The organism is Duganella sp. CT11-25, assembly GCF_047302815.1.
Classification (GTDB): Bacteria; Pseudomonadota; Gammaproteobacteria; order Burkholderiales; family Burkholderiaceae_D; genus Rugamonas.
This window is the reverse complement of record NZ_JBKBFD010000001.1, coordinates 2,678,405-2,691,624: the sequence shown is the minus strand read 5'-3', so window position 1 is coordinate 2,691,624 and position 13,220 is coordinate 2,678,405. Positions and strand designations below refer to the sequence as shown.

Annotated in this window: 15 protein-coding genes; 10 read left to right on the top strand and 5 right to left on the bottom strand. The window is 64.3% G+C overall.

Features of this window, described 5'->3' with window-relative positions:
* Position 1 precedes the first annotated feature (1 nt).
* Complete coding sequence (locus tag ACEN9F_RS11460; RefSeq protein WP_413420145.1) at positions 2–754, bottom strand: DUF72 domain-containing protein; 753 nt, start codon at positions 752–754, stop codon at positions 2–4.
* A gap of 113 nt (positions 755–867) precedes the next feature.
* Between ACEN9F_RS11460 and ACEN9F_RS11455 the strand changes: the two genes are divergently transcribed.
* Positions 868–1,155 (top strand): putative quinol monooxygenase, encoded by a 288-nt coding sequence (locus ACEN9F_RS11455; protein ID WP_413420144.1) that lies wholly within the window; start codon positions 868–870, stop codon positions 1,153–1,155.
* A gap of 5 nt (positions 1,156–1,160) precedes the next feature.
* On the opposite strand, the gene ACEN9F_RS11450 is transcribed toward ACEN9F_RS11455, so the two are convergent.
* Positions 1,161–1,556 carry a nuclear transport factor 2 family protein gene (locus tag ACEN9F_RS11450; RefSeq protein WP_413420143.1) on the bottom strand — a complete coding sequence of 132 codons (396 nt, stop codon included), beginning with the start codon at positions 1,554–1,556 and terminating at the stop codon, positions 1,161–1,163.
* 170 nt (positions 1,557–1,726) lie between these two features.
* On the opposite strand from ACEN9F_RS11450, the gene ACEN9F_RS11445 reads away from it, so the two are divergent.
* The 3 genes from ACEN9F_RS11445 to ACEN9F_RS11435 all read left to right on the top strand — a co-directional run bounded on the left by ACEN9F_RS11445 (position 1,727) and on the right by ACEN9F_RS11435 (position 4,656).
* A complete protein-coding gene (locus tag ACEN9F_RS11445) occupies positions 1,727–2,335 on the top strand; it encodes a TetR/AcrR family transcriptional regulator (protein WP_413420142.1) in 609 nt (202 codons plus the stop codon).
* A gap of 106 nt (positions 2,336–2,441) precedes the next feature.
* Positions 2,442–3,122, top strand: a complete 681-nt coding sequence (locus ACEN9F_RS11440; protein WP_413420141.1) for a type 1 glutamine amidotransferase domain-containing protein — start codon at positions 2,442–2,444, stop codon at positions 3,120–3,122.
* 67 nt (positions 3,123–3,189) lie between these two features.
* A complete protein-coding gene (locus tag ACEN9F_RS11435) occupies positions 3,190–4,656 on the top strand; it encodes an NAD-dependent succinate-semialdehyde dehydrogenase (RefSeq protein WP_413420140.1) in 1,467 nt (488 codons plus the stop codon).
* Between the two features lie 33 nt (positions 4,657–4,689).
* Here the strand turns inward: ACEN9F_RS11435 and ACEN9F_RS11430 are convergent, their stop codons facing one another.
* A complete protein-coding gene (locus ACEN9F_RS11430) occupies positions 4,690–5,580 on the bottom strand; it encodes a YicC/YloC family endoribonuclease (RefSeq protein ID WP_413427036.1) in 891 nt (296 codons plus the stop codon).
* An 88-nt stretch (positions 5,581–5,668) separates the two neighbouring features.
* Between ACEN9F_RS11430 and ACEN9F_RS11425 the strand changes: the two genes are divergently transcribed.
* The 3 genes from ACEN9F_RS11425 to rph are packed head-to-tail and all read left to right on the top strand — an operon-like array spanning position 5,669 to position 8,445.
* Complete coding sequence (locus tag ACEN9F_RS11425) at positions 5,669–6,706, top strand: serine/threonine protein kinase (RefSeq protein WP_413420139.1); 1,038 nt, start codon at positions 5,669–5,671, stop codon at positions 6,704–6,706.
* A gap of 21 nt (positions 6,707–6,727) precedes the next feature.
* Positions 6,728–7,696, top strand: a complete 969-nt coding sequence (locus tag ACEN9F_RS11420; protein ID WP_413420138.1) for a PP2C family protein-serine/threonine phosphatase — start codon at positions 6,728–6,730, stop codon at positions 7,694–7,696.
* Between the two features lie 14 nt (positions 7,697–7,710).
* Complete coding sequence (rph, locus tag ACEN9F_RS11415; RefSeq protein WP_413420137.1) at positions 7,711–8,445, top strand: ribonuclease PH; 735 nt, start codon at positions 7,711–7,713, stop codon at positions 8,443–8,445.
* Here the strand turns inward: rph and ACEN9F_RS11410 are convergent.
* Complete coding sequence (locus ACEN9F_RS11410; RefSeq protein WP_413420136.1) at positions 8,408–8,962, bottom strand: RBBP9/YdeN family alpha/beta hydrolase; 555 nt, start codon at positions 8,960–8,962, stop codon at positions 8,408–8,410. The two genes, rph and ACEN9F_RS11410, sit on opposite strands and share 38 nt — an antisense overlap.
* Before the next feature lie 124 nt (positions 8,963–9,086).
* Here ACEN9F_RS11410 and ACEN9F_RS11405 point away from each other — a divergent pair, with 124 nt between their 5' ends.
* Genes ACEN9F_RS11405 through hemW form a run of 3 tightly spaced genes read left to right on the top strand, consistent with a single transcriptional unit; the run spans position 9,087 to position 11,413 of the window.
* Positions 9,087–9,542 (top strand): Lrp/AsnC family transcriptional regulator, encoded by a 456-nt coding sequence (locus ACEN9F_RS11405; RefSeq protein WP_413420135.1) that lies wholly within the window; start codon positions 9,087–9,089, stop codon positions 9,540–9,542.
* Positions 9,543–9,569: 27 nt separating this feature from the next.
* Positions 9,570–10,154: an RdgB/HAM1 family non-canonical purine NTP pyrophosphatase gene (gene rdgB, locus ACEN9F_RS11400; RefSeq protein WP_413420134.1), complete on the top strand. Its 585-nt coding sequence runs from the start codon at positions 9,570–9,572 to the stop codon at positions 10,152–10,154.
* Entirely contained in the window at positions 10,151–11,413 is a 1,263-nt protein-coding gene (gene hemW / locus ACEN9F_RS11395; protein WP_413420133.1) for a radical SAM family heme chaperone HemW, read from the top strand. The genes rdgB and hemW overlap by 4 nt, the downstream gene beginning before the upstream one ends.
* Before the next feature lie 11 nt (positions 11,414–11,424).
* On the opposite strand, the gene ACEN9F_RS11390 is transcribed toward hemW, so the two are convergent.
* A complete protein-coding gene (locus ACEN9F_RS11390) occupies positions 11,425–13,143 on the bottom strand; it encodes a methyl-accepting chemotaxis protein (RefSeq protein WP_413420132.1) in 1,719 nt (572 codons plus the stop codon).
* Between the last annotated feature and the right edge of the window lie 77 nt (positions 13,144–13,220).

The window sequence follows — 13,220 nt, the reverse complement described above, 5'->3', positions numbered from 1 at the left end:
CTCAGGCTTTGCCCAGCAGCGCGATCAGGTGTTGCGCGGCGGCGGGCGCGCGTTCCTTGGCGCCGTTGATGAAGTAGACGTAGACGGCGCCGGACTTGGCGTCCTGCCGCCACTGCTCGGCGGTGGCGGCCCATTTCTTCAAGGCCGGCTTGGAGTAGCCGGTTTCGATCTCGCTTTGCGCGTCCATCAAGCGGGCGTACACGAACTCGCCGGTGACCTCGGCGAAGTTGGGATACTTGGGCGAGTCGGTGATCACGGTGGCGATCTTGTATTTGCGCGCCAGCTTCAGGTACTCGTCGCACAGGAAGCTGTCGTGGCGCGCGTCCAGCACGTGGCGCAGCTTGCGCGTCCCCAGTTTGGCCGGCAGCAGCTTGAAGAAGGCTTCGATATCGTCGGGGTCGAATTGTTTGGTCCCGGCCAGTTGCCACAGGATGGGGCCGAGCTTGTCGCCCAGTTCGGCCAGGCCGCTGGCGATGAAGCGGTCTATCGATTCGCCGGCCTCGCCCAGCACCTTGCGGTTGGTGGCGAAGCGGCTGGCCTTGACGGCGAAGACGAAGTCGTCCGGCGTCTGCGCGGCCCACGCGGCGAAATGTTCGGGCTTGGCGGTGCGGTAAAACGTGCCGTTGATCTCGATGCTGGTGACCTGGCGGCTGGCGTATTCCAGCGCCTTCTTCTGCGGCACATCCTTGGGGTAGAACGTCTCGCGCCAGGGAGCGAAATCCCAGCCGCCTATGCCTACGCGTACCTGTGTCATGTGCATCTCCCGGCAAGTCGATGCGACGATGATAGCGGTATTTTCGCGCCGGCCCTTTTCGATTAACAAACAGTCCCAACCATAGGGTTTTCGTCACCCACATAGGACTGTTTATGAAAGACCTGATCGTCGTCGCCACCATCACCGCCAAGGAAGGCAGCGAAGCCATCGTCCGCGCCGCGCTGGAGCGCATCGTGCCGCCCAGCCGCGCAGAAGCCGGCTGCATCCGCTACGACTTGAACGTCGACCTCGGCAACCGGGCCAGCTTCGTCATGCTGGAAGCCTGGCGCGACGAGGAAGCGCTGGCCGCGCACGAAGCGACGCCGCACTTCCTGGCGCTGGTCGAGGCGATCGGCGGCAAGGCCGACGTGCAGGTCGTCAAGCTGAATCAGGTGTTATAACGGTATCAGTCCGGCGTGAAGGCCTTGGCGGCCGCCAGCGTATCGAGCGCTTCGCGCAGCAGCTTGATCTTGCCGTGTTCGGCGACCAGGCGGCCGGCGTAGGTTTGCTTGTAGAGCTTGCCGGTCGAGAGCACCAGGGCTTCGACGCTGTACTCGCCGAAAGCCTGGTCTTCGCCGTCGATCAGCAGCGCGATATCCTTGAAGCGGAAGTCCGGCACATTCTTCAGCAGGCCGGCGATGAACGCTTCGATGGCGGCCGGACCGACAGCCCGCGCATCGATGCCGAGCGATTTCAGCGACGGCAGTTCGAGCACGCCGTCGTCGGCGAACAAGGCTGCTGCTGTGGCGGGGTCCTGGATCGAGGAGAGGTAGGCGTCCAACAGTTTGGTGGCGGTTTTCATGATGTCATTTTCTGGGAAAAGGAAGAAGTGAGATCACTGTAAGGCTTGATGATTATGAGATAAAGCGGTTGCAAGCAAATGCTTTGTGCACAGATATGAATAATCCGATTTTTTACGGTCTTGCAAATAATCGCTAGACGACTGGTCTAATCGCTGCTATAGTCCAACCCATGAGTACAGCAACCACCCCTGAAACCGCCGATGTTCGCGGCAACATCCTTGCCACTGGCCAGCGCATCATGGCCGGCAAAGGATATTCCGCCGTCGGGCTGAACGAGATACTGGCGAGCGCCGGCGTGCCCAAGGGATCCTTCTACCATTATTTTGGCTCGAAGGATGCGTTCGGGGAGGCGCTGCTTGAGAGTTATTTCGAGGACTACCTGGCTGGCCTCGATCACACGCTGCGCCAGCCTGGCCTGACCATGGCGCAGCGCTTGATGCATTACTGGACCGGCTGGCAGGAGACGCAATCGTTCTTCGATTGCCAGGGCAAATGCCTGGCGGTGAAACTGGGCGCCGAAGTGGCGGACTTGTCGGAAGCCATGCGGTTGTCGCTCAAGCGCGGCACCGCGGGCATCGTCAGCCGCCTGGCGCGGGCCATCGAGACCGGCGCGGCCGAAGGATCGCTGACGATCGACGGCGATGCCGACGCTGTGGCCCAAAGCCTGTATCAGCTATGGCTGGGCGCCAGCCTGATGGTGAAGATAGAACGCGATACCAAACCGTTCGAGTCGGCGATGCTGACGACTCGGCAAATACTGCATCTGTCCCCTGGTTGAGGGGAGGGTGTCATCCGCATTTCCCAGGAAATGCTTTTTTTTACCATCATCGTAGACGACTGGTCTACTACTTGATGGAAATTTCACCACGTCTAGGAGAAGCAACATGAAAAAAGTTCTGATGGTACTGACCTCGCACAGCGAACTTGGCAACACCGGCCGCAAGACCGGCTTCTGGCTCGAAGAGCTGGCCGCGCCGTATTACACCTTCAAGGATGCCGGCGTCGACGTCGTGCTGGCCTCGCCCCTGGGCGGCCAGCCGCCGCTCGACCCGAAGAGCAACGAGCCATCCTTCCAAACCGACCAGACGCGCCGCTTCGAGGCGGATGCGGCGGCCACGGCGCAACTGGCCGCCACCGTGCGCCTGGACGCGATCAACCAGGCCGACTTCGACACGGTCTTTTATCCAGGCGGCCACGGCCCGCTGTGGGACCTGGCCGAAGACCCGCATTCGATCAAACTGATCGCATCCTTCATCGCGGCGGACAAGCCCGTTGCGCTGGTCTGCCATGCGCCTGGCGTGCTGCGTCACGTCAAGACGTCCGCTGGTCGTCCTCTGGTCGAGGGCAAGCAAGTCACCGGCTTCACCAATACCGAAGAGGAAGGCGTCGGCCTGACCGATGTGGTGCCGTTCCTGGTGGAAGACATGCTCAAGGCCAACGGCGGCGTGTATTCCAAGGGCGCGGACTGGGGTTCCTACGTGGTACGCGACGGCCTGCTGATCACCGGCCAGAACCCCGCCTCGTCGGCCGAAGCCGCCGCGCTGCTGCTGACGCAGCTGGCTTGAGCCCGGGCCCTCGCCGGGCCATGCGCCGGCGGGGGCAAACCATATACAACACAGAAAGGTGTAGGCGATGCTGGAACATATCAAATCCTCGGGTTGGCTGCGGGAGACCAACTTCATCAACGGCGCATGGGTTGCCGCCGATAGCCGCCGGGTTCATGGCGTGGACGACCCCGCCACGGGCAAAGTCATCGGAACGGTGGCCTGGTCGGGCGCCGCCGAAACCCGGCGCGCCATCGACGCCGCGCACACCGCTTTTGTCTCGTGGTCGATGACCACCGCCGCCGAACGCGCCCATCGGCTGCTGAAGGTGGCGGCGATGGTGCGCGAGAACATCGACAGCCTGGCCAGCATGCTCACGCTGGAGCAGGGCAAGCCGCTGGCCGAAGCGCGCGCGGAAATCCAGCTCGGCGCCGACTACATCCAGTGGTTCGCCGAAGAAGCCCGCCGCATCAATGGCGACATCATTCCGTCGCCGTGGCAGGGCCGGCAGATCCTGGTGACGCGCGAACCGGTCGGCGTGGTCGGCGCCATCTCGCCCTGGAATTTCCCGTTTTCCATGTTGGCGCGCAAAATCGCGCCGGCGCTGGCGGCCGGCTGCACCATCGTCGTCAAACCGTCGGAGCTGACCCCGTATTGCGGCTTGCTGTGGGGCCTGCTGGCGGAACAGGCCGGCCTGCCGGCCGGGGTGGTCAACGTGGTGACCGGCGACGCGGCGGCGATCGGTGGCGAACTGCTGGCCGATGCGCGTGTGCGCAAGCTGACCTTCACCGGTTCCACCCGGGTCGGCAAGCTGCTGTATGAACAGTCCGCCGCGACGATGAAAAAGCTGTCGCTGGAATTGGGCGGCAATGCGCCATTCATCGTGTTTGACGACGCCGACATCGACCAGGCGGTGGAAGGCGCCATCGCGGCCAAGTTCCGCAACAGCGGGCAGACCTGCATCTGCGTCAACCGCTTCTATGTGCAGGACGGCGTCTATGAAGAATTCTCCCGGCGCCTGGGCGAACGTGCCGCCGCTTTGAAGGTGGGCAACGGCTTCACGCCCGGCGTCCAGCAAGGCCCGTTGATCAACATGGCGGCCGTGGAAAAGGTCGAGGCGCATGTCGCCGATGCGCGGGCCAAGGGCGGCCTGGTGCTGACCGGAGGCCGGCGCCATGCGCTGGGCGGCACCTTCTTCGAACCGACCGTCATCGCCGACGCGCGGGCCGGAATGCTGATCGCGCATGAAGAGACCTTCGGTCCGGTCGCCGCCTTGTTCCGTTTCCGTCACGAGCAGGAAGCCATCGACGCCGCCAACGCCGAACCGTTCGGCCTGGCCGCCTATTTCTACAGCCGCGACCTGGCGCGCGTGTTCCGCCTGTCGCGCGCTTTGCAGAGCGGCATGGTCGGCATCAACGAGGGCCTGGTGACGACGGAGGTCGCACCGTTCGGCGGCGTCAAGGATAGCGGCATCGGACGCGAAGGCTCGATCCACGGCATCGACGAATACCTCAACTTGAAGTACATGAGCCTGGGAGGCTTGTCGGCGCCATAAAAAAAGGGAGCCGAAGCTCCCTTGGTTTGGCGCCTACTCCAGGTTCTGCACCTGTTCGCGCATCTGCTCGATGAGCAGCTTGAGTTCCATCGAGGCGTCGGCCAGCTCCTTGACGGAGGCTTTGGCGCCCAGCGTGTTGGCTTCGCGGTTCAGTTCCTGCATCATGAAGTCCAGGCGCTTGCCGACCTGGCCGCCTTTTTTCAGGATGTGGCGGGTCTCGGCCAGGTGCGCCGACAAGCGGCCCAGTTCCTCGGCGACGTCGATGCGGATGCCGTACAGGATCACTTCCTGGCGGATGCGCTCCAGCGCGTCCTGGCGCGACAACGCCGAATTCGAGCCCTGGCAGGCCAGGCCCAGCGCGTCCTGCATGCGCTCGATGGCTTTCTGCTGGAAGGCCGCGACCACCTGCGGAATCAGCGGCGTGATGCGCTTGACGATCACTTCCATGGCCTCGATGCGCGAGGTCAGCATCGCTTCCAGCGCCGCGCCTTCGCGTTGGCGGCTCACGACAAACGCCTCGACGGTGCGGGCGGTGAGGGCGGCGACATCGGCCTGCAGCGATTCCTGGCCGATCTGCGCTTCCTCGATGACACCGGGCCAGCGCAGTAGTTCGGCTACTGACATCGTTTGCACGCCAGGGAAATGGCTGCCCACTTCCGCCTGCAGGCGTTGCAATTCAGTCAACAATGGCAGGTTCAGCGCCTGGGTGCCGGCGGTGGCCGCCTTGCGCCCGAAGCTGAGCCGCAACTCGACCTTGCCGCGCGTGATGGCGGCCATGATTGCGGAGCGCAAATCGGGTTCAAGCGCACGCAAATCGTCGTTTATTCGAAACTGAAGGTCTAAAAACCGAGAGTTGACACTCTTGATTTCGATAGTCAGTGTTCCCGCCGCACTTTCACTGGTGGCGACCGCGTAGCCCGTCATACTGGAAATGCTCAATGGATATCCCCGATTTAATCTTTACAAAACAGTGATTTATCCACACAATCCGGTTGTTGAGGCGAGGAAAACTATGGCTGCACAAAACAACGCCCCGTTACCAGATGGTCTGGAAATTGCTGGATATCGCATTGTAAAGAAAATTGCGTCCGGTGGGTTCAGTATTGTTTACCTGGCGTACGATACCGATGGCGTGGCGGTCGCCATCAAGGAATATTTACCAAGTTCTCTGGCCTTGCGGCAGGAGGGCGAACTGGTGCCGGCCGTCTCCAAAGCCAATCTTCCCGTGTTCCGCATCGGCCTCAAGTGCTTTTTCGAGGAGGGCAGGGCGCTGGCGCGCATCGCCCACCCGAATGTTGTAAGCGTGCTCAACTTCTTCCGCGCGCACGATACCGTCTATATGGTGATGGCCTACGAATCGGGCCATTCGCTGCAGGAGCACATCCAGCGCCAGCGCACCAAGGGCAGCAAGGTGGGCGAAGCCTTCATCCGCACCATCTTCACCCAGGTGCTCAAGGGGCTGCGCGAAGTCCACGCCAACAAGCTGCTGCACCTGGACCTGAAACCGGCCAATATCTACCTGCGCACCGACGGCACGCCGATGCTGCTGGACTTCGGCGCCGCCCGCCAGACCGTCAATAACGACATGCCGACGCTGACGCCGATGTACACTCCCGGTTTCGCGCCGCCGGAGCTGTATTCCAAGACGGGCGGCCTGGGGCCGTGGTCGGACGTCTACAGCATCGGCGCGTCGATGTTCGCCTGCATGGTCGGCTCGCCGCCGCAGCCGGCCGACCAGCGCAAGACCGAAGATAAAATGGCCGGCCACTTCCTGAAGCTTGAGGGACAATATTCGCCGGAGCTGGTCAAGCTGGTGCGCTGGTGCCTGGCGCTTGATCCGCTAGAGCGGCCGCAAAGCCTGTTCGCGCTGCAAAAGGTGCTGCAGGTGGCGGCGGCGACGACGCCGGAACCGCCGCCACCGCCGCAAGGCATGATGGATAAACTGGGGGCCGGCCTGCAAGGGCTGGCCGGCCGCCTGCGCGGCCTGGTCGGACGGCTGGGCGGCATGGGCAAGCCCAAGGCCAAGGCCGCCCCCGACACGCTGGTATGAATCGAATATAAAGGCTGAGCCATGCAATTCTCCGTGTATCAGGAAAGCCACATCGGCGGCCGCAAGGTCAATCAGGACCGCATGGGCTACAGCTTCACCCGCGACGCGCTGCTGCTGGTGCTGGCCGACGGCATGGGCGGCCACCTGCGCGGCGAGATCGCCGCCACCGTCGCGCTGCAGACCATCTCGGCCATGTTCCAGCAGCAGGCCACGCCGTATGTGAAAAAACCGCAGCGCTTCCTGGAGGAAGCCTTCCTGGCCGCGCACCGCGACATCCACCAGTACCGCGCCGCCCACAACCTGCCGGAGACGCCGCGCACCACCATCGTCGCCTGCCTGATCCAGCACAACACCGCGACCTGGGCGCACTGCGGCGATTCGCGCCTGTACTGGATGCGCGGCGGCGAGATCCTGGCACGCACGCGCGACCATTCGCACGTCGAGAGCCTGATCGCCAAGGGGCTGGCGCTGCCGTCCGAGCGCGCCACCCACCCGGACCGCAACAAGCTGTATAACTGCCTGGGCGCCGACAGCCTGCCCAAGGTCGAGCTGTCGAGCGGCGGCGGCATGCTGCCGGGCGACTTGATGCTGTTGTGCTCCGACGGCTTGTGGTCTATGCTGCCGGACGACGACATGGTGCGGCGCCTGCACAGCCAGACCGTGGTGCGCGCCGTGCCCGACCTGCTGCAGACCGCGCTGGCGGTGGCCGGTAGCGCCAGCGACAACGTCACCGCGCTGGCCATCATGTGGCAGGGCAGCTCGGTCATCGACAGCATGGGCGCCATGACGGCGGCCGAACTGTCGACCGTGATCTCGACCGAGGCGCTGCCGGAAGACCTGCACAGCACCACCATCCATACGGCGCCGGTGCCGCCCGAACAAGCGGCGCCGGCCGAGCCGGAAGTCGACGCCTTCGATGAAGATGAAATCGAAAAGGCCATCGCGGAGATCCGCGGTGCGATCGAAAAATCATCCCAGATACTCAAATAAATAAGGAATACAGCATGACCTTTGAATCACGTCCCAGCGGCCGCGCCGTCGATGCGCTGCGCACCCTGCGCCTGACCCGCGACTACACCAAGCATGCCGAAGGCTCGGTGCTGATCGAATGCGGCGACACCAAGGTGATCTGCACCGCCAGCATCGAAGAGAAAGTGCCCGGCTTCCTGAAGGGCAAGGGCCAGGGCTGGATGACGGCCGAATACGGCATGCTGCCGCGCTCGACCCACACCCGCATGGACCGCGAGGCCGCGCGCGGCAAGCAGTCCGGCCGCACGCAGGAGATCCAGCGCCTGATCGGCCGCTCGCTGCGCGCCGCGTTCGACCTGGAAGCCTTCGGCGAGCGCACGCTGCACCTCGATTGCGACGTGATCCAGGCCGACGGCGGCACCCGCACCGCCTCGATCACCGGCGCGATGGTCGCCGCCTACGACGCCTTCTCCAAGCTGGTGGCGCGCGGCGCCGTGCCGGCCATCCCGCTCAAGCACTTCGTCGCCGCGATTTCGGTCGGCGTGTACAAGGGCATGCCGGTGCTGGACCTGGACTATGTCGAGGACTCGGGCTGCGATACCGACATGAACGTGGTCATGACCGACGCCGGCCACTTCATCGAAGTGCAGGGCACGGCCGAAGGCGCCGCCTTCGACCGCGCCAGCATGAACCGCCTGCTGGACCTGGCGCAGGGCGGCATCGCCGACCTGATCAAGCTGCAGAAGCAGGCGCTGGGCTTGAGCGCTTAAGCTGTTCCAGCAGTTCCCATCCTTCAGGCCAGTCTCCCAGCCCGCTGGCGGCATTGATGTGCCCCAGCTTGCCGGCGTCATGCAGGCCGCTGCCCCATGCCCGCGCGCAGTGCCGCGCATGCCCGACGCCGGCGTAGGGATCGTCGCCGCTGGCGACGATCAGGCTGGGAAAATCGAAGCGCCGCTCCGGCAACGGCGCAAAGCCGTGCGCGGCGGCGGGGAAGGCCGGTCCGCGCGGATCGGGCACCGCCACCAGCAGCGCCGCGCGGCACGCGGCGTGTCCCGTGGTCGCCGCCCAGTGCGCCACCGCCAGGCATCCCAGGCTGTGCGCCACAATCAGCGTATCCGGCCCCAGCGCGACCATGGCGCGCTCGATGGCCGCGACCCAGTCGCCGCATTCCGGTTCATCCCAGCTGCCGGCTTCCATCCGGCGCAGGCCTTCATGGCTGGCTTGCCAGCGGCTTTGCCAGTGGTCCGGCCCGGAGTTGCCGATGCCCGGCACGATCAGTATTTGCATGGTCGCTTTCGTAGAGTGATTGACCCGGGCCAGTATGCGGGCTAAGCTGCGGCTGTCACATGGGCTGGCAAATGAAAACGCGGCCCTGGGCGAATAATATCGAATAATTCAAGGGGTATTGCTGATGACTTCAAGGCGCGCGCTGGACAAGCTGGATAAACGCATCCTCGACCTGCTGCAGCAGAACGCCCGCCACACCAATACCGAGATCGGCAAGCAGGTCGGCCTGTCGCAGCCGGCGGTGACGGCGCGCATCCAGCGCATGGAAGAGGATGGCGTGATCGAAGGCTACGGCGCGCGCGTCAATCCGCGCCGCGCCGGGCTGGAGATCAGCGCCTTGATACGGCTGAAGACCACGCACGACAAGATCGATCCCTGCTTGCGGCTGTTCGCGGCGACGCCCGCCATCGTCGCCTCGGACCGCATCACCGGCGAGGACTGCTTTATCGTGCGCGCCACGGTGGCCACCATGAGCCAGCTGGAGGAGGTGATCGACAAGCTGGCCACCTTCGGCGCGGTGTCGACCTCGATCGTGCTGGCGACCTATCCGGGCAAAGGGTTTACAATGTCGGCTTCCTAGCATTACTTGCCATCTGTAGCCGACCCCATGACCCAACGCCTGATCCTCGCCTCGAACAACGCCGGCAAACTGAAAGAATTCAACGAACTGCTGTCCACCGTGGGCTTTTCCGTCCACGCGCAGGGCGAGTACGACGTCCCGGAAGCGGATGAACCTTTTCACACGTTTGTCGAAAATGCACTGCAAAAAGCCCGCCACGCCTCGCGCCTGACCGGCCTGCCTGCGCTGGCGGACGACTCCGGCGTCTGCGTCAACGCCCTGGGCGGCGCGCCCGGCGTGTACTCGGCGCGCTTTGCCGGCGAGCCGAAGTCGGACGCCCGTAACAACGAGAAGATGATCGCCGACCTGGCCGCGCATGCGGACAAATCGGCGTACTACTACTGCGTGCTGGTGTTCGTGCGCCACGCCGACGACCCGCAGCCGGTGATCGCCGACGGCCGCTGGAACGGCGAAATGATCGCTGAACCGCGCGGCAACGGCGGCTTCGGCTACGACCCGCACTTCTACATCCCGGCGCTGGGCAAATGCGCCGCCGAGCTGACGTCCGAAGAAAAGAACGCCATGTCGCACCGCGGCCAGGCCTTGCGCGCACTGGTAGAGAAGTTGAAATGATCCCGATTAAAATCGCCGGCGCCGCCAGCAAGGCAGGCGCCGCTCCGGCCGCCAACATCAGCGAAGCCGCCGGCGTCGCCGCCAAGTACCTGCAGGCCGGCGCGCTGAACCTGACGGCGCTGCCGCCGCTGTCGCTGTACATCCACTTCCCGTGGTGCGTGAAGAAGTGCCCTTACTGCGACTTCAACTCGCACGAAGCCAAGGACGGCCACACCTTTCCCGAGCAGGAATACCTGGACGCCGTGCGCACCGACCTGGAGATGGCGCTGCCGCTGATCTGGGGCCGCAAGATCTACACCATCTTCATCGGCGGCGGCACGCCGAGCCTGATGTCGGCGGCGGGGCTGGACCGCCTGCTGTCCGACGTGCGCACCTTGCTGCCGCTCGACAGCGACTGCGAGATCACGATGGAAGCCAATCCCGGCACCTTCGAGGCCGAGAAATTCAAGTCCTACCGCGCCAGCGGCATCAACCGCCTGTCGATCGGCATCCAGAGTTTTAACGAGCGCCACCTGAAGGCGCTGGGCCGCATTCACGACGACAACGAAGCCAAACGCGCCGTGGAAATCGCCCTGGCCAACTTCGACAACTTCAACCTGGACCTGATGTACGCGCTGCCGTCGCAGACGCTGGAAGAAGCGCGCCATGACGTCGAGACGGCGATGGCCTTCAAGCCGCCGCACCTGTCGCTGTATCACCTGACGATGGAGCCGAACACGCTGTTCGCCAAGTATCCGCCGGCGCTGCCGGACGACGATGCCAGCGCCGACATGCAGGACATGATCGCCGAACTGACCGCCGCCAACGGTTACCAGCAATACGAAGTATCGGCCTACGCCAAGGAAGGCCACCGCGCGCGCCACAATCTGAATTACTGGGAGTTCGGCGACTATCTCGGCATCGGCGCCGGCGCCCATTCGAAGATCTCGTTCCCGCACCGCATACTGCGGCAGGCGCGCTACAAGCAGCCCAAGGCCTATATGGAGCAGGCCAGGCTGGGCGCGCCGGTGCAGGAAGAGCACGAGATCGGGCGCGACGACATGGGCTTCGAGTTCATGCTCAACACGCTGCGCCTGCACGGCGGCTTCGATCCCAACCTGTTCGGCGAGCGCACCGGCTTGAGCCTGAACGCGATCGAGAAGACCCTCAACGAAGCAGAAGCCAAGGGCCTGCTGTACCGCGACTATAAGCTGATCAAACCGACCGAGCTAGGCCAGCGCTTCCTGAACGATCTGCAGGAAATGTTCCTGAAGTCTTAAAAACGCTTCCTTCAAAACTCTTCCCATTCCTTGTCGCCGCCGACGGTGGCCGGCTTGCTGGCGCTGGCCTTCGCCGGCGCTGGCCTGGACGCCAGCCGCTTCGGCGCCGGCGCGGCGGGGCGCGCAGGCGGCAGCGATGCGCGCGGCTTCGGCGCCGCCTGCGTCTGCCGCATGCCGTCGTTCCCCAGCTTGAACGAGGACGCCACGTCGGCCAGGCGCGCCGCCTGTTCCTGCATGCTGGCCGCCGCCGCCGCGGCTTCCTCCACCAGCGCCGCGTTCTGCTGCGTCACCTGATCCATTTGCGTGATCGCGGTGTTGACCTGGTCGATGCCGATGCTTTGCTCGCTGCTGGCCGAGGTGATCTCGCCCATGATGTCGGTCACGCGGCGCACGCTGGCCACCACGTCGTCCATCGTGCTGCCGGCCTGCTGCACCAGCTTGGCGCCGATGTCGACTTGCTCGACCGAATTGCCGATCAACTCCTTGATCTCCTTGGCCGCGCCGGCCGAGCGCTGCGCCAGGTTGCGCACCTCGGAGGCCACCACGGCGAAGCCGCGCCCCTGCTCGCCGGCGCGCGCCGCTTCCACCGCCGCGTTCAGCGCCAGGATGTTGGTCTGGAAGGCGATGCCGTCGATGACGCCGATGATGTCGACGATCTTGCGCGCCGACGCATCGATATTCCCCATCGTATCGACCACCTGGCCGACGATGGTGCCGCCGCGCTCCGCCACGTCCGACGCGGCCTGCGCCAGCTGGTTGGCCTGCTTGGCGTTTTCCGCGTTCTGGCGCACGGTCGACGTCAGTTCCTCCATCGACGACGCGGTTTCCTCCAGCGAGCTGGCTTGCTCCTCGGTGCGCTGCGACAGGTCCATATTCCCGGCGGCGATTTCGTTGGATGCGGTAGCGATGGTGTTGGTGCCGACCTGCACCTGGCTGACCACGTTGCGCAGCGAATCGTTCATGCCCTTCAGCGCCGTCATCAGGTCGCCGATTTCATCCTTCGACGACTCGCCGGAGAAGTGCGTGGTCAGGTCGCCGGCGGCCACCGTCGAGGCGATATCCACCGCCGACTGCAGCGGCACGGTGATCGAGCGTGAAATGATCCAGGCCGCGATCGAGCCGATGCTGACCATCAGCACGGCCAGTACCATCAGCAGCATGTTGCTGCGGTCATTGGCGGCGTCGATCGCATGGGCGGTATCGTCGATCGCCTTGCGCTGCAGGCTCAGCAGGTCCTTGACCTTGTTCTGGTAGGCGGTCGCCGCCGGCGTGAAGACGTCCTTGAACACGCGCTCCGCCTCGGCCGCGTTGCCCGCCTTCTTGGCGTTCATGATGTCGGTCTTGGCCTTCTGGTACTGGTTGCGGAAGGCGACCGAGGCCTCGTACATATTCTTTTCCTCTTCGCTGACCAGCAGTTCCTTGATGGTGCCCAGCAGCTCGCCGCCGCGCTTGGTGCTGGCGGCGATGACGTCGGCGAAGGTGTCGGACAGCGTCTCGTCGGTGCTGCGGGCGATCAGTGCGGTGCGCGCGATGGCCGAGTAAATCAGCACATACCAGTCGGAGACGATGCGTTCCTTGGCCAGCGGTTTTTCCATCATCTGCTTGGTGGCCGCGGCGTTGGCGCGGGCATTGACCAGCGCGACCGAGGTGGCAAGGATGGCAAGGAGCAGGACGACGGCGAAACCGACGGCGAGACGGGTACCGATGCGCATGTGGGACAGAAAATTCATGATGTCACTCCGATGAAATCAGGCGAAATCCGGCTTGCGGGGCTTTCAGTATGCACCTGTCGCCCCAAGCCGGTCAT